Here is a 22621-nt window from a genome sequence, read left to right on the forward strand (position 1 = left end):
TTTAATAAGGATTACTAACTTTGCCTATCTGGAAAAGTGCAGATTATACTTTTCCAGATAAGCAATTAATTGTATATGGACAAAAGCATTTTCAATACCAAAACCCAGCAAGAAAACCTTAGTAACAAAATTGTGGTGGGTTTAGAACGCATTTCTGAGGCATTTAAGGCTTTACTTTGGGAGCAAGCTAAAGTATTGGGATTAAGCCCTATACAAATACAAATTCTCATATTTATTGCTTACCATAAACAGGAATTGTGTAATGTAAGTCACTTAGCTAAAGAGTTTAACGTAACTAAACCAACGGTTAGTGATGCCATAAAAGTGTTGGAAAAGAAAGGTTTTATAAAAAAAGTACCCTCCAGTACTGATAGTAGAAGTTATAGTATTTCTCTATCCGTTCATGGCAAAAAAATTGTAAAAAAAACAAACAGCTTTGCCAACCCCATCAAAAACGAAGTTGACAAAATTAAAAATGCCGATCTAGAAATACTTTATAATTCACTTAACAAATTGATTTATAATTTAAACAAAGTTGGTATTTTAAATGTACAACGAACTTGCTATGCCTGTATTTTTTACGAAAAGAAAGACAAACAACATTTCTGCAATTTTTTAGAAAAACCGCTTGCCAATAAAGAAATCAGAATTGATTGTCCTGAATTTGACGAAAGATTAGTTGGGAGTAATACTTGATACAATTCATAAATTATATCTATATTCGAAAATAAATTTAAAATAACATATGAGTTTTTTAAAATCAACTTTATTACTATTTCTGATCACTTTAACAAGTCAAGCCCAAGACCTAACTTTTGAAGAATATAATCCTAAATCAACATTGGTTGTACCGGGTAAAATCATCAACAAAGCAAAATTTAAGTTTATAGATGTACATGGACATCAATACAGAATGCCCGAGCAAGACTTAACACCAGTCGTTGCTGCAATGGATACGCTAAATATGGGCATCATGGTGAATTTGAGCGGGCGTTCAGGCAAAGATTTGCAAATGTCTGTTGAAAATATTGCTAATAATTTTCCTAATCGTTTTGTGGTTTTTGCCAATGTAAATTTTGATGGCGTTGGAAAGAAAGATTGGGCTGAAAAAACGGTTAATCAACTTAGAGAAGATGTCAAGAACGGAGCTAAAGGTTTAAAAATTTATAAAAGTTTAGGTTTACGAAATAAAGATACCGACGGTAATAGAATTGCTATTGATGATGCCAGGCTAGACCCAGTTTGGGATGTTTGTGGCGAATTGGGTATCCCAGTTTTAATCCATGCTGCTGATCCTAAATCGTTTTGGGATAAATTTGATGGAGATAACGAACGTTGGTTAGAACTTAAAACACATCCCCGTAGAAAACGTGAAGCCAATGACCCCGTGCCATGGGAACAAATAATTGCCGAACAACACAACATGTTTAAAAGGCATCCAAAAACCACTTTTATTAATGCACACATGGGCTGGTTTGCAAATGATTTAGGAAAATTAGGAGAATTATTAGACGAAATGCCCAATATGAATGTGGGTATCGGTGCCATTATTGCCGAGTTGGGAAGGCAACCTCGTTTCGCAAAGGCGTTTTTTATAAAATATCAGGACAGAATTTTATTTGGAAAAGACAGTTGGAAACCTGAAGAATTTCCAACTTATTTTAGAGTGTTGGAATCTGCTGATGAATACTTTCCTTACCATAAAAAATACCATGCCTTTTGGCCTATGTACGGACTGGATTTACCCGATGATGTATTAAAAAAAGTATATTACAAAAATGCCCTGCGGATTGTACCTGGGTTGGATAAGAGTTTGTTCGAGGAGTAGAAAAAATGTTGCTTCTTTAATAAATTTCCGTTTGAAACGGAATAAAATCTTGAATTTTAGGCAATGGCTTAATCGTAATTATCTTTTTATTTTTTTCGAAAATTTCATCTGAACCCAACATTTGATATTCTTCAATATAGTTACCAGTTAAAAGATTAAATTTTGTTTGCGTAGTAGTTTCTTTACCATCCCAATTAATCTTGGAAAAATGAATTAGTTCAAAGTTGCCGTTTCTAAATTTAAAAGTATGTCTGGATTTGTCATTTATGTAACTTTCCATAATTAAATTTCCTTTTTCTATATAGAAATCGGGGATTGTATTTCCGCTGTGCTTACCTTCTAAGCGAATTGGATATTGAGCCTCTATAATTTTAGTTGATGAAACTACTAATTCAGGCTTTCCACTGGATTGGGCAAAGAATATTTGCAATCTCAACGGTCTGGTTTTGCTTATGGTATCCATATTTACCTCAACGCTATCTTTTAAACCGTCTTTGTTTAAGTCGCCTTTTACCTGTCTTATTTTTACCGTAAAATTATCATTCTCATAACTATCAGATTCGTGTACATTCTGCGAGTAAATAGTAGTACTAACGAAAAGCACAATTAAAAATAATTTTTTCATTTTATTTAATATCTCGATTATTGCAAACTAACGGTCTCGGCTATGAGTAGTTGCGTGGTTTAGCACTTAATTTTGCAAGTACACACCAAGTTGGAAATTCCTGCGGAATTTCCAAAGTAGGCGAGAACAAGCAATTACTTATAGCCATTGTTGTGGTTAGTTTTTATCGAAATTTTCGTTAAAATAATCTCTAAACATATGTTCTCCTTTCCAGCTTAATTTATAAAGCTGTTCGTTTTCAAAATCATCATATTCATCATCTTCGGCAATTCCATTTATTAGATAATACTCTTTAATTTCTTCAGGTAAGTTTTCTGGAAACTTAAACTTTTTTCTTAAGCTCTTTGCTATATTTTCAAAATATTTAAAAGCCTTTTTATTATTTTTAAATTTTATAAAATCACTATTGGAATATGAACCTGAACCACTATTATTAGATTTAACTCTGACTGGTTTGGTAATACTTTCCAATTCTTTATCTTTTTCAGAAATAGTTTTTTCCATTTCCTTAATCATACTTTGAAGAGTGGTAATTTCTTTAGTCTTATTTTCTAAAATTTTTTCAAAATCAATCTCTTTTTCTCTTAATTCTCTCCTCAAACTAATAGCTTGCTCCAATGATATTAATTGCTTTTTTTCAATTTTCAGTTTTTGATTACTTCTCCAATTTTTAAAATTTAAACTTACCCAGAAGGCACCATTTGAGATAAAAGGAATTATTGTTATTAAGATAATTGTAGAAACAATTGGATAGGTTACAAGAAGTTTAAATTCCCATAAATTATTTGTGATATATTCCAGTTTATTTTGGTCAATTTCTGATTCACTAATAAATAATGTTAGATAAATTATTTTCCAATTCCAGATCATCCAAGTGGCAAAAAAAGTTCCAAAGAGTGGACTTGTTACTCTCTCGAATAAAATTGCATTTATAGATTTTCTAAATTCAGATATCATTTTTTTTTCAAATTAACCACAACAATTGTATAAACGCAGTTCTATTGCGTTTATATATCTTATGGCAATAAAGGTAATTATTTTTTTAAAATTAAGCTGCATCCGCATTACTTATTGGACTTTATAGAAAACGCTGTACTCGTTAATCGTTTATTAACCGTTACTCCATAGGCGAACAAGTAAAAAACGGCTATGTCAATTTCTCCCAAAAGAAAAACCCAAATTAAGCAAAACTCAATTTGGGTTTTTCCAATTAAAAACAGAAAAATTGCTATTCTGCCATTGGCGGATATTTCGCCATTATTTCTGTTACAAATTCTTTAATACGTGCTTCTTTTTTAGAAATGTCATTGGACGAAGCTAATGCACCAGTACCCATTCCTTGCCATGCCAACTCTTTTTTATTGGCATCTATCAAATCTATAAACAATGTTCCTTCTGTAGATCGGGTAACGTTGTTATAGGCTCCCATTCCAAAACCGTAAGGACCAAATCCGCCGTAGTACCAAGGATACCAACCCATATAATTATTGTTATAAACATTAATCTTTTCTCTTGATTTGGTAAAGATATTTACCAACAAATCAGGATTTTCAGATTTAGTAAAGCCTTTAGCCAATAAATCAGCCTCTACGGCACGTAATATTCTACGTTTGTCCAAATCGGAAATATCCACTTTATCAATTCCCTTCTTATAAAAAGCAAAAGTTTTGTATTGGTTAAAATCTTTCTCCTTATCGTAATCAGAAGAGACCCTAACCGAAGCACAAGAGGACACTAAAAAAAGTACCACAACAACTGAAAGTAATTTTACGTATTTCATTTTTTTCTTATTTTAATTTTTATCAAAACTATCTAATAAATTTTTATCTACCATATTTGGAAGTGTAACTTTTAAATTGGGTTCTGCTTCCATTGCTCGTTTAATAGCAAATATGGCTTCTTTGTTCCTTGCCCAACTTCGTCTTCCAATACCATTGTTAACATCCCAAAATAGCATTGACCGTAAACGTTGTTCGGCTTCTTTACTACCATCAAGAACCATGCCGAAACCACCGTTAATAACCTCTCCCCAACCTACTCCACCTCCGTTGTGAATGGAAATCCAAGTTGCACCTCTAAAACCATCACCTATTACATTTTGTATGGCCATATCTGCTGTGAACTGCGATCCATCATAAATATTTGAGGTTTCCCTGAAGGGAGAATCCGTTCCCGAGACATCGTGATGGTCTCGCCCCAAAACAACTGGTCCTATTTCATCATTGGCAATGGCATCATTAAAAGCTTTCGCAATTTTAATACGGCCTTCGGCATCTGCATATAATATTCTGGCTTGTGAGCCTACCACCAATTTATTTAGTTGTGCCCCTTTTATCCATTTAATATTGTCAGCCATTTGCTGCTTAATTTCCTGGGGAGCTTTTTGCATTATTTCTTCCAACACCTGACAAGCAATGGCATCCGTTTTGTCCAAATCTTCTGGTTTAGCCGATACACAAACCCAACGAAAAGGACCAAAACCGTAATCGAAACACATGGGTCCCATAATGTCTTGTACATAACTTTTATAAGCCCATCCTCCAACTCCTTCCCTCAAGGAAGGAGCGTTTTTATCAACAAAATCACCTTTGTCGTCTTTATAAATTTTAGCTCCAGCTCTAGATGCCTCCAATAAAAAAGCGTTACCATAATCGAAAAAATAAGTGCCTTTTGCCGTGTGCTTGTTAATTGCATCTGTTTGGCGTCGTAAACTCTCTTGTACTTTATCTTTAAATAACTCCGGCTGATTAGCCATCATCTTATTGGCATCCTCAAATGAAATACCTACGGGATAATACCCACCTGCCCAAGGATTGTGCAATGAGGTTTGGTCAGAACCTAAGTCTATATATACATTGTCTTTGTCAAATTTTTCCCACACCTCAACAACATTTCCGTGATAGGCTATGGAAACCACTTCTTTATTCCTTTTTGCTTTTTGAACGCGTTCTACCAAATCATCCAAATCATCAATAACCTCATCTACCCAACCTTGCGAATGTCTTGTTTCAACGGCCTTTAAATTAACTTCAGCACATACGGTAATACACCCTGCAATGTTTCCTGCTTTAGGTTGTGCTCCGCTCATTCCACCAAGACCGGAAGTAACAAACAAATAGGCCTCACTCCCTAACCCCCTCTCCGAAGGAAAGGGGGAATCACTCTGCCGAATTTTTCTAATGGCGTTTAAAATGGTAATTGTTGTTCCATGAACGATGCCTTGTGGACCAATATACATAAAACTGCCTGCGGTCATTTGTCCGTATTGGGTTACGCCCAAGGCATTAAATTTTTCCCAATCGTCTTGTTTTGAGTAATTAGGAATCATCATACCATTAGTAACCACAACTCTTGGTGCGTTTTTATGAGATGGGAATAATCCCATCGGATGACCAGAATACAGAGCCAAAGTTTGTTCATCAGTCATTTCAGCCAAATACTGCATTGTCAATAAATATTGAGCCCAATTTTGAAAAACAGCACCGTTGCCACCATAGGTTATCAACTCATGAGGGTGTTGTGCTACGGCATAATCCAAATTATTTTGAATCATGTGCATTATAGCTTTGGCTTGTAATGATTTTCCTGGGTATTCTTCAAAAGGTCTGGCATACATTTTATATTCTGGTCGAAACCTGTACATGTAAATCCGACCATAAGTGTCTAATTCATTCTTAAATTCAGGTAATAATACTGCATGGAATTTGGAATCAAAATAACGTAGGGCATTTTTTAGAGCCAATTTTTTTTCTTCATCCGTTAAAATATCTTTTCTTTTTGGGGCATGATTTATTTCCGAATCATAAGGTTTTTGATTTGGCAATTGGTTTGGAATACCTTGAAGAATTTGCTCTTTAAAAGTCATTTCTTAATAGAATTCGTCTTTTTATCATAACCATAGGGGCAGTGTCGGCAACCGCTTTTACAACAATACCCTCTTTTTAAATGGTACTTTTCCGTAAATACTTTATAACCTTCTTCGGTAAGGTAAAAATCATCAGGTTCTAGTTCCTGTGGCTTTTCAAACATTCAATATCTTTTATCATGTAAATTTACCATAAATATCATTAAATAAAATCACTATTTTCGCCACAATATGGATTTTAATCTAAATAGTAGAAATCAACCCGTTCAATTTCCCTTGTTGAACAATGTTGAACTGGTTATAAAACGAGAAGATGAAATCCATCCCTATATTTCAGGAAATAAGTATAGAAAACTCAAGTACAATTTATTAGCAGCTAAGGAGCAAGGTTTAGACACTTTACTCACTTTTGGTGGTGCGTACTCCAATCATATTGCTGCAACTGCCTCCGCAGGAGAAAAATTTGGGTTCAAAACTATAGGCATTGTTAGAGGTGAAGAATTGATCAATAAATTTAAAGAAAACCCGACATTGTCCTTCGCTGAAAAATGCGGCATGCAATTCAAATTTATTACAAGAAATTTGTATCGCAATAAGGAAAAGACTGATTTTATAGATGGTCTAAAAAAAGAATTTGGTAATTTTTATTTAATTCCCGAAGGTGGCACAAATAGTTTAGCGATAAAAGGATGTGAAGAAATTTTAACAAAACAAGACCAACGCTTTGATTATATTTGCACATCAGTAGGTACTGGTGGTACAATTGCTGGTATTATAAATAGTGCTGAACCTCATCAAAAGATAATTGGGTTTTCGTCATTAAAAGGTGATTTTTTAAATGATGAAATTGCCAGATGGACAAAAAAGAAAAATTGGGAGCTAAAAACAGACTATCATTTTGGCGGTTATGGTAAAATAAATAACGAACTAGTTACGTTAATAAATAAATTTAAGGAAAAAACCGGTATCCCCCTAGATCCTATTTATACTGGAAAAATGCTTTTTGGAATTATTGATTTGGTTCAAAAACAACAATTTAAAAAAGGAAGTAAAATGCTAGCCATCCATACTGGCGGTTTACAGGGAATTAAAGGTATAAACAACATATTAAAACAAAAAAGTCATCTTCAAATAATTTAAAATGAGATATTTAAAAATATTTCTATGCATAAGCATTATTAGCTTTTTGGTAAGTTGTGGTTCTCATAAAAGAACTACAAGTCAAAAATACCCTACCAAAGCACCAACAAATTCACCTACAAAAGTGGCTAAAAAAACGCCTACGCCGGTAACGATTCAAAAAATTGATGAGGCTGATATAATTCATGCTGATTTGGTAAAACGTAAACCTAATTTGAACGAAAGTACGTTGGCTTATATTGATGAATACAACGATATTGCCATTTTAGAAATGATAGCTTATAAAATTCCTGCTAGTATTACTTTGGCACAAGGTATTTTAGAATCTAACAGCGGTAGAAGTCGCTTATCGGTGAAAGGAAACAACCATTTTGGAATAAAGTGCCATAGTAGTTGGAACGGTAAACGCATGTACCATGACGATGATGCCAGACAAGAATGTTTTAGAAAATACGAACATCCGTTAACCTCTTTTAGAGACCATTCATTATTTTTGTTTGATAGAAAGCGATATGCAGGTTTGTTTGAGCTTAGAAAGAAAGATTATAAAGGCTGGTCTAAAGGATTAAAAAAAGCGGGATACGCAACAGATCCTAAATATCCTGCAAAACTCATCACGCTGATTGAAACCTATGAACTAGATAAATACGACGATTTTGACGAGAGTTTCTTGTACAACGGTAAGGTGATAAAAAAAACAGAAGATAACATAAGTGCAAAATTTGTTATAGTTGCCAAAGGCGATACGCTATATTCTTTGGCTAGAAACAATAATTTAACTGTAGATAAATTAAAGTGGTTGAACGGACTGAAAAACAATGACCTCTCTGTAGGTCAAAAAATTTATATTGAATAATTTTAGCATTGAGTTTAAGCTAAAACTATGACAAGTGACAACATAAAAAAATCGCCACAAGTATTAAATTCTTGTGGCGATTTAACCAAACTCAAACCAAATCTAATCTAAATTATTCTTCAGGCTCCTGTCCTCGCTTCTCTTTTCTCTTTTTTCCTTTTTGGTGCTTCTTCATCTTTCCATCCTTTCGCATTTTTTTCATTTTGTGTGCTTTATGTTTTTTAGACTTTTTCCAAGTTTCAAATTGGCTATCGTTTAAAATCTTTTTTAATTCATTCTGGTGTTCTAATTGTGCGACTAATCTTGTCTTTTTTCTTTCAAACGAATTTTTGTCGTCTGGTTTTTCTCCTTTTTCACGTAAAGCCATCATTTCTTTTCTTTTTGCTTCGCGTTCAATAGCTTGCTCTTTGTTTAAATCGTACACTTTTTTTTGCTGAGCTTCTGTTAAATCTAAATCGAGAGCCATTTTTTTAGTTTGCAATTCAGCCATTTGATCTGGGGTCAAATCCGACATTTTTCCTCCTCTACGCTCCTTTTGAGCAAAAGCTCCAACCGTTAAAAGTAACATCAGGCAACCAACTACTAATTTTTTACTCATAAATTTTTTATTTTCTACTGAGTTCCGATAGCTATCGGGATTGTTTTTTTTCTTCGAAATTTTCATGATATTTAATTTTAATATTTGCCTCTTTGACTCTAGCAAAATTATAAGGTTTAACACTAAATTAGATTTTAACAGTAGATTAACATTCATCACTAAAACCTATGACCATTAACTATTATAAAGGCTCAATTATTTTCTGTTTCTCTGTGATTACAGCTTTAAATATTAAATACTGTGCTGTTACATAGGTTGACATAATAACTATTGGAAAAAATTGATTAGCACTATAAAACTTATTTATTGCTAATATGGAATCAGAAAGAATAAAAAGGGAAGCACCTATTAACATAAATAAGGCCGAATTACCTCTATCATTTAAGTAATAGATCAATGAAACCGAACCCATAACTGATATAGTTATTCCATAAACCACAACAGGAACAAACAAATCGTTCAAACTATCTTTTAACAAATTAATGAGTGCAAAAAATAAAATCAAGAATGGTACAATTGCAATCGCTATCGTTTTTAAAGTAGGCTTATTAAGCCAGCCCATAACAATTTTAATGAAAATAATATGTGCCATAAAAAATGAAACCAATCCCAGCAAAAAGAACACTTCACCTTCAAACAACAACAAAACATCACCAAAAAATGAAAACACCAATGCAGCAACATATGATTTATTATATTTCCTATTCGAAATCTGATAAATCAACAATAAAGTTGCTATTATCAAAGGTTTGAAAATTAACCGAAGAAGATTTACATCAAATAATATTCCGACTATATCACATAAAGAAACGATTACAAAAAGTGCAGTTATAATTTTGACTTTGTTATTATGTTTAGTTAGCATCATTATAACATTGCTAAATAATCATCTTCAGAGATTATAGCGATTCCCAACTCCTCCGCTTTTGTGCGTTTGCTAGGCCCCATGTTTTCTCCAGCAATTATGTAGTTGGTCTTTTTAGAAATAGAGCTTGACACTTTTCCGCCATTATCTTCAATGGATTTTTTAAGTTCGTTTCTGCTCATTTTTGTAAAAACACCTGAAACTACAAAAATTTGTCCTTGTAGTTTATCGGTCTGGTTTTCCATTGCCTTAGCGGATAATTCCAATTGTACGCCATAATTTTTTAGTCTGTTAACCAAGTCGATATTCAATGGGTTGTTGGCAAAGTCAATAATACTTTGGGCAATTCTATCACCTATTTCGTCAACAGCAATCAATTCCTCAAAAGTGGCATTTAACAAGTGGTCTATGCTTTTAAAATGTTTTGCCAATTTTTTGGCTACGGTTTCTCCAACAAATCTGATTCCCAAAGCAAACAGAACACGTTCAAAAGGGATTTCTTTGGACTTTTCAATGCCTTTAATCATATTCTCGGCTGATTTTTCCGCCATGCGTTCTAACGGAATAATTTGTTCGGTTTTTAACTCGTACAAATCGGCATAATTAGTAATCAAATTTTCTTTAAACAACAGTTCAACCGTTTCTCCGCCCAAGCCTTCAATATCCATTGCCTTTCTACTGATAAAATGCTGAATTCTGCCCGTAATCTGAGTAGGGCAACCATACTCATTAGGGCAATAATGTTTGGCATCGCCTTCAGTTCTAACTAGCTCTGTATTGCATTCTGGGCAATGGGTGGCGTAAAAAGTTGGTTGAGAATCAGCAGATCTTTTTTCAAAATCCACGCCAATAACTTTTGGGATAATTTCCCCTCCTTTTTCTACAAAAACGGTATCATTTACGCGAATATCAAGCTTTTCAATTTGGTCGGCATTATGCAAGGAAGCACGTTTTACAATGGTACCCGCCAGCTCCACGGGTTCTAAATTAGCTACAGGTGTTATTGCTCCAGTTCTGCCCACTTGATACGAAATACTATTCAAAACCGTACTTTTTTGTTCCGCTTTAAACTTATAAGCTATTGCCCAACGTGGAGCCTTGGCTGTATAACCCAGTTCATCTTGGTGTTGCAAAGAATTTATTTTTATTACTACACCATCTGTTTCGTACGGTAATTTAAAACGTTCGGTGTCCCAATAATTTACATAATCTAAAATCTCATCTGTAGTTTTAGCAATTTTAATGGTTTCTGGAATTTTGAATCCAATTTTTTTAGCTTTTTCCAAAACTTCAGCATGGGTTTTATAAGGCAATCGTTCTGCTACCACATGATAGAGCAAACAGTCCAAAGGGCGTTTGGCCACCTCGGCACTATCCTGTAATTTTAAGCTACCACTTGCCGTATTTCTCGGATTCATATATGGATCCTCTCCAGCCTCTACCCTCGCCTTGTTCATTTGAGCAAATCCGTCCAACGGCAATATAATTTCACCCCTAATTTCAAAATTATCCACAAAATTATGCTTCAATTTTAAAGGAATGGATTTAATGGTTTTAATATTTGCAGTAACATCATCGCCCTGAAAACCATCGCCTCTGGTAACCGCTTTTTTAAGTTGACCATTTTCATAGGTTAGGTTTATGGAAGCCCCGTCGTATTTTAGTTCGCAAGTGTATTCAATGGTATCGGTACCCAATATTTTTTGAACTCGTTTTTCCCAATCCAACAAATCTTCTTTAGAATAACTGTTACTTAGTGAATACATTCTATTTTTATGCGTAACCGTTTTAAAATTTTTAGTTATTTCTCCACCCACACGTTGCGTTGGCGAATTTTCATCAAAAAATTCCGGATGTTTTTCTTCCAATTGCTGTAATGCTTTGAGTTTCATATCAAAGTCATAATCAGAAATTGTAGCATTATCCAACACATAATAGTTGTAATTGTGCTGACGCAATTCTTCACGAAGTTGTATAATTTGTTCTTTAACCGAAGACATTTGTTTATTGTTTTTAAGAAGCTAAAAATAATGAAATAAATTGGTAATATCTGAATATAAATCAATGTAAACATTAGTCGTTTTTACTTGTCCGCCTTTGGAGGAACGGTTAACAAACGGATAACTGTTTTGACAAATTACATAAAGCATGAATTTCAGTGCTAGAATAGAGTGTTCTATCAAAAAATAATTACATTTACAACCATAACAGATATAAACGTAATACGTTTATACAATTGTTGTACCCAATTTGAGAAAATGCAGAAATGGAATAAAATTTTCGGATTCTTAATTTTGACAATTATTTTAAGTTGTCAATATGACCCATATGCTCACAAATACACAACGACCGAACCAAAAGAATCTGACTTAATTGGAACTTACGTCTTCGAGAAACAAACTGTCGATTATGAAATAACGGAATTTAAAGATTCATTAAATAAACGAACAGTCATACCGAAAATAGAAATCAATTCAAATGGAACTTATAAAGTCTTGAATTTACCTGTTTTTGAAACTTTTGACCCAACTTATATCGGAATGATTACTCAAACTGGTAAATGGAAAATTTCAACTGTTGGCTCAATTGGAGACGGAAATGGAAATTTAAAAAAGCATTGGGGAATTTACCTTCTTGGACTTCCAAGTGATGTGCAAAACGCTGGACTAATGAACGATGAAAGTCCGTACGGAATAATTTTTGGATTTGGAGACCCTGATGCTGGACAAGTAATGATTTTTAAAAAGGAATGAAAAAAGAGAAAGTCGTAAAAATAATTTCTTTAATCTCATATTCATTAATCATCTTAATGGGAGATATGATTGGACTTCCCTTTTTATTCTGGCTAATTTGGACAAGCTTTGAATTTGGGAATAACGACCAAATATTTGCAGTTTTTGGACTAATTGGATTTATTATGGTGTTCACGAAACTATACAGACAAAGGATTTTAAAGGTTTTGATATTTCTATTAATGTTTGTACCAATAGCAAGACGGTTAACAGAAGTTCCTTTTGAAAAATTTAATTATTTGGCTTTTCAAATACCGTTATTGATTTTTATAACAACAAGCTTGATTTTAATTTTTAAACCAAAAAAAGAAGAAAAAACTGAGTACAACACCGTATAAAATTAATTGCTAGTGCAAGATTACATACGAAAATTCTAGTGGATTTTAACTTCGGTTAGTATTTGCTAAATTAGGTGTTTAAACCACGCAACTAATCTTATACAATCACGTTGTAGGTAATTTAAACGAACTGTGATAATACGAAAGGAAATAAAAGACGACAATGAACTTTACTTGTTTTTCAATGGAAAATTGATTTACAAAAGATGGCTGAATTTAGGCTATGGAAAAGTTTTTGACATTCACGCTTTCGGAAAATATACTGATTATAGCATTACTGATTTTGACCTTGACGAAACACCTGAATTGATTCACGTTAAAGCAAAATTAAAAATCATTTCGACAGAAAATGGCGGAAGAAAAACTGGGATAAAAAGTGGATACAGACCAAACCACGTTTTCGAATACCAATCCAATGGACAATTCAAATATGCATATATGGGAGATATTCAATTTGACCAGAATGAATGGATTATGCCTGGAGAAACTAAAGAAGTTTTAGTCCGATTTTTATCGAGACAACCGATTGATGAATATATGGATATCGGAAGAAAATGGTGGATTCACGAAGGACCAAATAAAATTGGAGAGGCGGAAATAACTGGAATTGAATTACCAAAATCTGAATGAAAAAATTATTTAAATACTTAAAGGTTTTGGTTTTAATCATTGTGATTAATCAAATCATCATTTTGATTTCTAACGACTCAATTCGAAACGGATGGTGGAAAAGCAACAGCGAAAACCGATTTAATGAACACGACTTTCTGGAATTTGATTCAAATCTGAACTGGAATATTATTACGGAAAAAGGAAAGAAAAGCGGAATTGTACAATTATACATCGGAAAAAAATTATTGATATCTAATCTGACATTGACGGAATGGTATTTATATGAAAATAAAGGATAAAAACTACCTACAACAACGTGTATAATTCATTGCTGGTTATAGCCTGCTTACGAAAGTCCTCGCGGACTTTCTATCTGTGATTTATTTGCTAACTTTAGTGCTTAAACCAAGCAACGAAATCATACACAAAACCGTTGGAATTCATTCAGCTATCGCTGACTGAAGTTGCTACGTGCTATCGCACTCTCGCCCCTTTAGATATGAATTCCAATGACCTGCTAAACCAAATTGCATCCAGCGACTTTCATTATCTACAGCGGTAGCTGCCCATCGAGGGAAAACGCATTCCAACATAAGCTAAATGCAATTTGGCTCTACTTTTCGACCTCTCAATACAATAAAGTGGCTCGCCATCAAATTTTAAAAAAAATTCGCTAAGCGAGACGGATAATGGCTATCGCACTTCCGTGCGACTTAACGCCCCATCATCTTCCACTTTTTTGTATCTTCGTTCTCAAAGCAGAACTGCGTTTAGCAGGTCATTGGCAATAATTGACAAAATCATGAATACAATAAGCACATCATTAGAATTAATTAGAGCAATTAATAACGCACCTGATTTCGAAGGAAGAACTTTATTAAAATTGACACCAAATACAATTTTTGAAATTGACCAAACACTATGGATAAGGAAAAGACTCATAATTGATGGCCAAGGTTCAGTAATTAAATTCAAAGGAGATATAACCGGAATTAAAATAGGGGAAGATTATACTATAGATGACGAGTTTAGGCCTGAAACTAAATATGATTCCACCTATACTATAATTAAGGATTTAGATTTAATTGGAGATTCCACTTTATCTAATCGTTCTGGTATAGGAATATTATGTTGGAGTCATGGTTTAAGGTTGAACAATATTCGTTTTTCTTATTGGAGAGAAGGCATATTATGTGATGGCGAATTACATAAGCGAAATGTTAATAATACTTCTTTTCGAGACTTACTATTTCGTTTATGCGATACAGCTATTTACTTTTCTGGAAGAGATGCAGATGCTGGAATTATTGATGGATGTGAGATTGTTGGATGTGAAACAGGTATAAAAATGACAAATATTACATATCAAAATTTTAGTAATGTATATTTCGAAGCAGTAAAGCATCCTATAGATAATTCTTCAACTTCCGACTACTCTACTTGGGTAGGTTGTGGAACAGAAGGAGCAGCCATCTCAAATAAGTTTAAAGGAGCAGGAACAATAGCAGGAGGTAATTTAGTAAGTGCAGCAAGAAAAGTAAATGCTTCTGGAGAAAGAATAGGAAGAGGAGATTCTCGATTGTCTTTTACAGTCTTGGATAGAAATGATTCCAAGAAAGGAGTTAGAGTCTTTATTCCAGGTAATTTTTATGGAGTTCCAAGTCCTATGCAGTTTATTCAATTAGAGAATATTTTTCCCGATGATACAAATCGCCCTAGAAATGAACTTCATGGGATTTCTTATGATTCTCGTGAACAAAAATATCGTTTAGGTACACGAGCATGGAAAATCAAGCCCAATAGCGTAGGATGTGAATGGAAAGTAGAATAAAACAACTATTGCCAACAATTGTAATCGTTGCACAAGCACCAAAAAACGGATATTGGAGTGATTAATGATCGGTTTTTAGCTATTTTAAGAAACACCCTAATTTCTTGCGTTACAAGTTTCGATATTTTTTCGGTTTTTTTAATTAAACATGCTATTGAAAAATTGAAATGAAAAAATATTTTTTAGCTATAATTAGATTCCATCTCTTTTTTTTATAAACATCTTATACTTTTCAATCAAAAATAAATTTTATCTATTGTTAAATAAATTATTAAAATATGATTATGCTATTTTTTTCAATAGTAATTATTAACTTTAGAAAATTGATAATCACTTAAAATCTTTAGCATGGAAAACAACAAAACTAACAAAGGCGATATAAGCAAATGCCCATTTATGGGAGGACCATTAAAGCAAACCGCTGGTGGAGGCACAACAAACAGAGACTGGTGGCCCAATGAATTAAAATTAAATATTTTAAGACAAAATGCAGCTAAATCCAATCCTTTGGGAGATGATTTTGACTATGCCGCTGCCTTTAACAGTATTGATTTTAAAGTGTTAAAGCAGGAGGTTATCGATTTAATGACAGACTCACAAGATTGGTGGCCAGCTGATTATGGTCATTACGGTCCGTTTATGATTCGTATGGCTTGGCATAGTGCAGGCACCTATAGGGTTGGTGATGGCCGCGGCGGTGCAGGTTCTGGCAACCAGCGTTTTGCACCCTTAAATAGTTGGCCCGATAATGGCAACCTTGACAAGGCACGGTTACTTTTATGGCCGATTAAAAAGAAATATGGAAATAAACTTTCTTGGGGAGATCTCATGATTCTTGCAGGAAATTGTGCTATAGAATCTATGGGATTAAAACCTTTTGGTTTTGCCGGTGGTAGAGAAGATGTATGGGAACCCGAACAAGACGTGTATTGGGGTTCTGAAACCCAATGGATGGGAGAAGACAAACGTTATGAAGGTTCAAGTGAGCGTTACCTTGAGGGACATCTTGGAGCTACGCACATGGGCTTGATTTACGTGAATCCTGAAGGTCCAAGCGGTAATCCTGACCCCATTGGATCGGCTCATGATATTAGAGAAACTTTTGGTCGAATGGCCATGAACGATGAAGAAACAGTAGCACTTACCGCTGGTGGACACACCTTTGGCAAGGCCCACGGAGCAGCAGACCCCAATGAGTATGTTGCGGCAGAACCAGCAGGAGCTATGATTGAAGAAATGGGTACAGGTTGGAAAAATTCCTATGGCACAGGGGTTTTGGATGATACCATTACTAGTGGTTTAGAAGGTCCGTGGACGCCCAACCCAACGAAATGGGATTACGATTATTTTGATGTATTGTTGAATTATGACTGGGAATTGACTAAAAGTCCCGCAGGTGCACATCAGTGGACACCTACTGCAGAATCTAATGCTAGAATGGCACCTAGAGCCGGAGATCCATCCAAAAAACAAGCATTGATGATGACTACTGCTGATATGGCTATGAAAGCGGATCCCGAGTATTTAAAAATATCTAAACATTTCCATGAAAATCCGAAAGAATTTGAGGAGGCTTTTGTTAGAGCCTGGTACAAATTAACACACCGAGATATGGGGCCTATTACAAGATATTTGGGTCCAGATGTTCCGAAAGAAGAATTACTATGGCAAGATCCTATTCCTGAGGTTACCGACGTTATTGATTCAATTGAAGTGGCTAAATTAAAAAACAGTATTGCAGCATCTGGTCTTTCTGTTTCTGAACTGGTTTCTACAGCATGGGCTTCTGCATCAACATATAGAAATTCTGATAAACGGGGTGGAGCCAATGGAGGTAGAATCCGATTAGCCCCACAAAATAATTGGGAAGTTAACAACCCTGCTCAATTGGCTAAAGTTTTAGATAGATATGGTCAAATTCAAAACCAATTTAATAGTACTTCCTCTAAAGAAGTTTCAATGGCCGATATTATTGTTTTGGGTGGCTCTGTTGGCGTTGAGAAAGCGGCAAAAAATGCTGGTTATGATATAATCGTACCTTTTACTCCCGGAAGAGGAGATGCTTTACAAGAGCAAACCGATATTGAATCGTTTGGCCATTTAGAACCCATTTCAGACGGTTTTAGAAACTATGTACACAAAAGACAATCAGCTCCTGCAGAGGCTCTACTAGTGGACAGGGCTCAACTGTTGACACTTTCTATTCCTGAAATGACCGTGCTAGTTGGTGGGTTAAGGGTATTGGGCACAAATTATGATGGTTCTAAACATGGAGTTTTTACGGATAAAGTAGGTAGCCTTACTAACGATTTCTTTATCAATTTACTTGATTTATCAACCACTTGGAAATCTATTTCCGAAAATGATTCATTATTTGAAGGTCGGGATAGAAAATCTGGCAATCTAAAATGGACTGGAACTAGAGCCGACCTAATCTTTGGTTCTAATTCAGAGCTTAGACCTGTTGCCGAAGTTTATGGAAGCGATGAATCTCAAGATAAGTTTGTAAAGGATTTTGTTGCAGCATGGACAAGAGTAATGAATCTAGACCGTTTTGATTTGAAGCAGTTTAATTGATTATCTTAATAAATAGTAAAATAAAAACCACTTCAATTGAAGTGGTTTTTATACTTTTTTATTAATATCTAAATATTTTAGTTATCAATAGAACCCAAAACACGTTTCATAAATGCGTTTAATGCTTCTTTTTTTGGAGTCCCATCTTTAACCATTTTATTAACCTCTAATGCACCGTACATATTTGAGATTAATTCTCCAATTACATCAAGTTCTTCATCCTTTAACGAAGATACTTCGGTAAGTGCTTCTAAGGTTTCAATGGTTTCTATTAAATAGTCTTCATCATTCTCTTCAATAAATTGAGACAAATGCTTAATTACTGGTAACTTCATTTACTAAATCTTTTAAAACATCAAACTTATTGGTTTGTGTCTGGTTTACAAAAGCTCCATCTTTAAAAGTGGCAAAAGTTGGTAAATTATCAACTGTAGCTAGCTTTCTAGATTCAGGGAACTTTTCTGCATCTGCTATAACAAAGGTAATATCTTCTAGTTCAGAAGCCAATTTCTTAAACTTTGGCTTCATAATTCTACAATTACCACACCATGTTGCCGAATACTGTACAACAACAGTCTTATTGTTAGTTACAATTTCCTGTAAATTATCTTTTGCTAATTCTTGAACCATAATTATTTAAATTTTCAATATTAAAATCCCAAATTCCAAAATTTTAACATTGGGATTTGGGATTCATAAATTTATTTTTGACAATCTAATTGATATGTGCAGCTAAATATTCTGCTGTACTTTTTGAATCTGCTCTCATGGCATTTTTACCCTCTTCCCAGTTTGCAGGACAAACCTCACCTTTTTCTTGCACATGTGTTAAGGCATCTACAATTCGTATGTACTCTTTTACATTTCTACCAATTGGCATGTTGTTGATACTTTCATGTTGCACCACACCATCTTCGTCAATAACATAAGTTGCTCTATACGTTACATTATCACCTTCAACCTGAACTGTTCCAGTAGCCTCATCATAAGTTTCATTGGTAATATCTAAAATACCTAAAACACTTGATAAATTACGATTGCTATCGGCCAACAATGGATAGGTAACACCTTCTATTCCACCATTAACTTTTGGCGTATTTAACCATGCAAAATGCACTTCTGGCGTATCACATGAAGCTCCAATTACAATTGTATTTCTCTTTTCGAATTCGGCCATAGCCTCTTGAAAAGCATGTAATTCTGTAGGGCATACAAAAGTGAAATCTTTTGGATACCAGAAAAGTACAACTTTCTTTTTATTATTTACTGCTTCTTCCAATACATTTACTTTAAAAGTATCGCCCATTTCGTTCATGGCGTCAACATTTAAATCAGGGAATTTTTTACCTACTAATGTCATTTTTTAATGTTTTTATTTGTTACTATTTATTATTTTCTGAGTGCAAATATATCATGGCAAAGACTGAAATCATAATATTGATTATGTAATTTTTTTATATAATTATAAGGTTTATTTATAGCTACTATATAACATATATACTGCCTCTTTCTTGACTTTCTGAAATAAAATAATTAGCTTCGTAACACATTAAATATGAAATAATTATGATACACAAGGGCTTTATTGACATCAATCAAACTTTAACAAAAGTGGCTGCACTTTTTGCGGATTCCGATAATCTTAAAGAATATCAGGACGGCTTTATTAGAAAGGAACTGGTAAGTGGAGAAAATGGGGAAGTTGGTGCGGTTTCAAAAATGTACTACAAACATGGGAAAAACGAAATGGAATTGGTTGAAACCATAACCAAAAATGACCTTCCACATTCATTTGAGGCTAGTTTCCATCATATTCATATGGACAATACAATGAAGTGTGATTTTGAAGCTCTTGATGATAAAACCACTAGATACCATTATGAATATGAATACACGCGTATAAATTGGTTTATGCCAAAGCTGATCTCAATTCTATTTCCCAGTATGTACCGAAAACCTGCTGAAAAGTGGTTGAGACAATTTAAAGAATTTGCGGAAAGGCAATAAAATTGAATGCTTCGGAGTATGCTCATTGACAGGCCAACTTCAGGACAGGATTTCAAATTCTTTTTCCGAAAAGCAAAGAAGCTCCATAAGATCCCTTGTTCGTCCCTCCTCGGGATAAGCGATTCACACCACGCCAAAAGCGTGGGTTCTCTGCTTACTTACTTGCAAACAACTTTACATCGTCTTCAGAAACTTGGCTACCCCCTAAAATAATCAATCTTTCTACCACATTTCGGAGTTCACGGATATTACCTGTCCAATCGTATTCTTGTAGTTTTTTTATGGCCTTATCGGAAAATGATTTTTTGGCGTTACCTTGTTCACTCGCAATTTTTTCAGCAAAAAAATCTACCAATAATGGAATGTCCTCTCGTCTTTCGTTCAATGAAGGTACTTCGATTAAAATAACAGCCAATCTGTGATACAAATCTTCTCTAAAATTGCCTTCAGAAATTTCTTTTTTCAAATCTTTATTAGTAGCTGCAATAACCCGTACATTTACTTTAATATCTTTATCGCTACCTACCCTACTGATTTTATTTTCCTGTAATGCACGTAATACTTTTGCTTGTGCAGAAAGACTCATATCACCAATTTCATCCAAGAAAATTGTACCTCCATTGGCAGCTTCAAATTTACCCGCACGATCTTTATTTGCACCCGTAAACGATCCTTTTACATGACCAAACAATTCACTTTCAATCAATTCTGATGGAATGGCAGCACAGTTTACCTCAACCAATGGTGATTTAGAGCGTTCGCTTTTTTCGTGCAACCAATGAGCGACCAACTCTTTACCAGTACCATTTGGCCCAGTAATCAAAACCCTGGCATCAGTGATTGCTACTTTTTCAATGATATCTTTAATATGAGCAATGGCTTTACTTTCGCCCACCATTTCGTAGTTTTTACTGACTTTTTTCTTCAGTTGTTTATTTTCAACAACTAAATGCTTCTTATCTAAAGCATTACGGACAGCATTTAATAATCTATTTAAATCGGGCGGTTTTGAAATATAGTCAAACGCTCCCATACGCATGGTTTGTACTGCAGTATCTAAATCGCCATGGCCAGAAATCATCAGCATTGGTATTTCAGGCTTTATTTTTTGCGTTTTTTCCAATACTTCTACACCATCCATTTTTGGCATTTTAATATCGCACAGCACTAAGTCGTAATCGTTATTTTTTATCATTTCTATACCTGACAATCCATCTTCAGCCTCTTCAACTTCATAGGTTGAATTTTCTTCAGAAATAATTTTTTTTAATACCCTGCGGATTGCAGCTTCATCTTCAATAATTAATATTTTTGGCATATTTAGAATTTAGTCGGAAACCGGAAAACCGAAGACCGGAGTTTATTTTTAATGGTTCTACTTATTTTGAGACGGAAGTCGGAAGACCGAAGACCGAAGTTTTTATTTGGAAGTTCAAAATTTGAAATTTGTTTTATTTTATGTTTTTTCTAAATGCAATCATCATATTCATGAGATTATACGAAGCTAAGTAATATTTATTAAATTCAATTTCTGATATATAAGATCGTCTTTTTGCTTTATGCAAACAGGTTACTACCTCTGCCAACGAACGAATGGAATACCCCATAAATTTTTTAAATTCGGGATTGGTCTGACCGATTGAACCTTCAGATATATTTAAGGCGATAGAATCTACTGCCCTTCTAATCTGTGAAGTTAAGTTATACATTTCATCTTTAGGAAATTCATTTGTAAGGATGAAAATTTCTTCACCCATATCCATTGCTTTTTCCCAAATAATTAAGTTTTCAAATTTGAAATTCATTTTTTCTTATTTTTTTCACTTCGGTCTTCGGACTTCAGACTTCGCACTAACCAAATGTACATCTCTTTGAGGGAAAGGTATTGTTACATTATTTTCCCTAAACAATTTGTCAATCTCAAAACGAATATCACTTTTAGGAATGCGTACGTTAAAACTGTCATTGATAGAAAAAGCAACTCTAAAGTCCAACGAACTATCACCAAAATTCATAAATAAGACTTTAGGTTCTGGCTCTTTCAGAACTGCAGGATGCGTTTTGGCCGCTTGCAATAAGAGTGATTCAACCAATTTAACATCACTACCATAGGCAACGCCAACATCTACCGTTTCTCTGGTTTCAATTCCATTAGCTGTCCAATTGTACAAACTATTGGTTAAGTATAAATGATTAGGAATAACCAACACCTTATTATCCACAGTAACCGCCCTAGTGGTTCGTAATTTGATTTCTTCTACCCTACCTACTTTTCCGTCCAATTCAATGATGTCACCCACATGAACGGATTGATCCACTAAAATAAAAACACCCGAAATTATATCTTGAAACAAGGTTTGTAATGCTAAACCTATACCGATTAATAAAGCCGCCGAAGCCGTAAAAAGTGCAGTAACATTTACACCTATATTATCGAAAGTAATTATTAAGATAATTAAATATATAAACCAACGACCAAAAGTAAATAACGAAATAAATTTTACCTTGTCTTGAGGTGGCAATTTTCTGGTCACTAATTTCCTTATCCATTTTAAGACCAAAGCCGTAATAAAAAGGGCAACTAAAACAATTAGCAAACCTTTGTATGTAATAGCTATTGAGTCTGAAAACCTTATTGTTTCATTTAGAATTTCATTTATTTTGTCCATAGTCTCGTGAAACATATA

The 22621-nt window shown here is 34.1% G+C and carries 25 protein-coding genes; 11 read left to right on the forward strand and 14 right to left on the reverse strand.

The window, feature by feature from the left end:
* The first annotated feature begins 75 nt into the window (after window positions 1–75).
* Together UMM65_RS08265 and UMM65_RS08270 are read left to right on the forward strand one after the other, a co-directional pair.
* Window positions 76–696 (forward strand): MarR family winged helix-turn-helix transcriptional regulator, encoded by a 621-nt coding sequence (locus tag UMM65_RS08265; RefSeq protein WP_321976031.1) that lies wholly within the window; start codon window positions 76–78, stop codon window positions 694–696.
* Between the two features lie 49 nt (window positions 697–745).
* Window positions 746–1828, forward strand: coding sequence for an amidohydrolase family protein (locus UMM65_RS08270; protein ID WP_321976032.1), 1083 nt, complete (start codon window positions 746–748; stop codon window positions 1826–1828).
* Window positions 1829–1844: 16 nt separating this feature from the next.
* On the opposite strand, the gene UMM65_RS08275 is transcribed toward UMM65_RS08270, so the two are convergent.
* The 5 genes from UMM65_RS08275 to UMM65_RS08295 all read right to left on the reverse strand — a co-directional run bounded on the left by UMM65_RS08275 (window position 1845) and on the right by UMM65_RS08295 (window position 6482).
* Entirely contained in the window at window positions 1845–2453 is a 609-nt protein-coding gene (locus UMM65_RS08275; RefSeq protein WP_321976033.1) for a hypothetical protein, read from the reverse strand.
* Between the two features lie 156 nt (window positions 2454–2609).
* Window positions 2610–3410: a hypothetical protein gene (locus UMM65_RS08280; RefSeq protein WP_321976034.1), complete on the reverse strand. Its 801-nt coding sequence runs from the start codon at window positions 3408–3410 to the stop codon at window positions 2610–2612.
* Between the two features lie 271 nt (window positions 3411–3681).
* Window positions 3682–4233 (reverse strand): DUF4136 domain-containing protein, encoded by a 552-nt coding sequence (locus UMM65_RS08285; RefSeq protein WP_321976035.1) that lies wholly within the window; start codon window positions 4231–4233, stop codon window positions 3682–3684.
* Window positions 4234–4245: 12 nt separating this feature from the next.
* Window positions 4246–6318, reverse strand: coding sequence for a urocanate hydratase (locus tag UMM65_RS08290; RefSeq protein WP_321976036.1), 2073 nt, complete (start codon window positions 6316–6318; stop codon window positions 4246–4248).
* On the reverse strand, window positions 6315–6482 hold the full coding sequence (locus tag UMM65_RS08295; protein WP_321976037.1) for a DUF5522 domain-containing protein: 168 nt from the start codon (window positions 6480–6482) through the stop codon (window positions 6315–6317). Before UMM65_RS08295 ends, UMM65_RS08290 begins: the two co-directional genes overlap by 4 nt.
* A 67-nt stretch (window positions 6483–6549) precedes the next feature.
* On the opposite strand from UMM65_RS08295, the gene UMM65_RS08300 reads away from it, so the two are divergent.
* Complete coding sequence (locus UMM65_RS08300) at window positions 6550–7458, forward strand: 1-aminocyclopropane-1-carboxylate deaminase/D-cysteine desulfhydrase (protein ID WP_321976038.1); 909 nt, start codon at window positions 6550–6552, stop codon at window positions 7456–7458.
* Window position 7459: 1 nt separating this feature from the next.
* Entirely contained in the window at window positions 7460–8314 is an 855-nt protein-coding gene (locus UMM65_RS08305; RefSeq protein WP_321976039.1) for a glucosaminidase domain-containing protein, read from the forward strand.
* Between the two features lie 112 nt (window positions 8315–8426).
* Here the strand turns inward: UMM65_RS08305 and UMM65_RS08310 are convergent, their stop codons facing one another.
* The 3 genes from UMM65_RS08310 to ligA form a co-directional block, all read right to left on the reverse strand.
* On the reverse strand, window positions 8427–8978 hold the full coding sequence (locus tag UMM65_RS08310; RefSeq protein ID WP_321976040.1) for a hypothetical protein: 552 nt from the start codon (window positions 8976–8978) through the stop codon (window positions 8427–8429).
* Between the two features lie 115 nt (window positions 8979–9093).
* Window positions 9094–9780, reverse strand: coding sequence for a lysoplasmalogenase (locus UMM65_RS08315; RefSeq protein ID WP_321976041.1), 687 nt, complete (start codon window positions 9778–9780; stop codon window positions 9094–9096).
* Complete coding sequence (ligA, locus tag UMM65_RS08320; RefSeq protein WP_321976042.1) at window positions 9780–11777, reverse strand: NAD-dependent DNA ligase LigA; 1998 nt, start codon at window positions 11775–11777, stop codon at window positions 9780–9782. Before ligA ends, UMM65_RS08315 begins: the two co-directional genes overlap by 1 nt.
* Window positions 11778–12035: 258 nt before the next feature.
* On the opposite strand from ligA, the gene UMM65_RS08325 reads away from it, so the two are divergent.
* From UMM65_RS08325 to katG, 6 genes are all read left to right on the forward strand, one after another.
* Window positions 12036–12530, forward strand: coding sequence for a hypothetical protein (locus UMM65_RS08325; protein ID WP_321976043.1), 495 nt, complete (start codon window positions 12036–12038; stop codon window positions 12528–12530).
* The gene (locus UMM65_RS08330; protein WP_321976044.1) at window positions 12527–12907 is read left to right on the forward strand and encodes a hypothetical protein; all 381 of its coding nucleotides are present in this window, start codon (window positions 12527–12529) and stop codon (window positions 12905–12907) included. The genes UMM65_RS08325 and UMM65_RS08330 overlap by 4 nt, the downstream gene beginning before the upstream one ends.
* Window positions 12908–13039: 132 nt before the next feature.
* Entirely contained in the window at window positions 13040–13537 is a 498-nt protein-coding gene (locus tag UMM65_RS08335) for a hypothetical protein (protein WP_321976045.1), read from the forward strand.
* Window positions 13534–13818 carry a hypothetical protein gene (locus UMM65_RS08340; protein ID WP_321976046.1) on the forward strand — a complete coding sequence of 95 codons (285 nt, stop codon included), beginning with the start codon at window positions 13534–13536 and terminating at the stop codon, window positions 13816–13818. Before UMM65_RS08335 ends, UMM65_RS08340 begins: the two co-directional genes overlap by 4 nt.
* Before the next feature lie 407 nt (window positions 13819–14225).
* Window positions 14226–15350 (forward strand): hypothetical protein, encoded by a 1125-nt coding sequence (locus UMM65_RS08345; protein ID WP_321976047.1) that lies wholly within the window; start codon window positions 14226–14228, stop codon window positions 15348–15350.
* Between the two features lie 348 nt (window positions 15351–15698).
* Window positions 15699–17927, forward strand: a complete 2229-nt coding sequence (katG, locus tag UMM65_RS08350) for a catalase/peroxidase HPI (RefSeq protein ID WP_321976048.1) — start codon at window positions 15699–15701, stop codon at window positions 17925–17927.
* A gap of 77 nt (window positions 17928–18004) precedes the next feature.
* On the opposite strand, the gene UMM65_RS08355 is transcribed toward katG, so the two are convergent.
* The 3 genes from UMM65_RS08355 to UMM65_RS08365 form a co-directional block, all read right to left on the reverse strand.
* On the reverse strand, window positions 18005–18262 hold the full coding sequence (locus UMM65_RS08355; protein WP_321976049.1) for a DUF6952 family protein: 258 nt from the start codon (window positions 18260–18262) through the stop codon (window positions 18005–18007).
* On the reverse strand, window positions 18243–18557 hold the full coding sequence (locus UMM65_RS08360) for a thioredoxin family protein (RefSeq protein ID WP_321976050.1): 315 nt from the start codon (window positions 18555–18557) through the stop codon (window positions 18243–18245). The genes UMM65_RS08355 and UMM65_RS08360 overlap by 20 nt, the downstream gene beginning before the upstream one ends.
* A gap of 85 nt (window positions 18558–18642) precedes the next feature.
* Window positions 18643–19287, reverse strand: a complete 645-nt coding sequence (locus UMM65_RS08365) for a peroxiredoxin (RefSeq protein WP_321976051.1) — start codon at window positions 19285–19287, stop codon at window positions 18643–18645.
* A gap of 206 nt (window positions 19288–19493) precedes the next feature.
* Between UMM65_RS08365 and UMM65_RS08370 the strand changes: the two genes are divergently transcribed.
* A complete protein-coding gene (locus UMM65_RS08370) occupies window positions 19494–19934 on the forward strand; it encodes an SRPBCC family protein (RefSeq protein WP_321976052.1) in 441 nt (146 codons plus the stop codon).
* A 154-nt stretch (window positions 19935–20088) separates the two neighbouring features.
* Here UMM65_RS08370 and UMM65_RS08375 read toward each other — a convergent pair whose 3' ends face one another.
* The 3 genes from UMM65_RS08375 to UMM65_RS08385 form a co-directional block, all read right to left on the reverse strand.
* Entirely contained in the window at window positions 20089–21252 is a 1164-nt protein-coding gene (locus UMM65_RS08375; RefSeq protein WP_321976053.1) for a sigma-54-dependent transcriptional regulator, read from the reverse strand.
* A 133-nt stretch (window positions 21253–21385) separates the two neighbouring features.
* The gene (locus UMM65_RS08380; RefSeq protein WP_321976054.1) at window positions 21386–21739 is read right to left on the reverse strand and encodes a four helix bundle protein; all 354 of its coding nucleotides are present in this window, start codon (window positions 21737–21739) and stop codon (window positions 21386–21388) included.
* A 15-nt stretch (window positions 21740–21754) separates the two neighbouring features.
* Window positions 21755–22618, reverse strand: coding sequence for a mechanosensitive ion channel family protein (locus UMM65_RS08385; RefSeq protein ID WP_321976055.1), 864 nt, complete (start codon window positions 22616–22618; stop codon window positions 21755–21757).
* Window positions 22619–22621: the final 3 nt, after the last annotated feature.

It is taken from the genome of Aureibaculum koreense, from assembly GCF_034296135.1.
In the GTDB taxonomy this organism is placed as follows: domain Bacteria; phylum Bacteroidota; class Bacteroidia; order Flavobacteriales; family Flavobacteriaceae; genus Aureibaculum.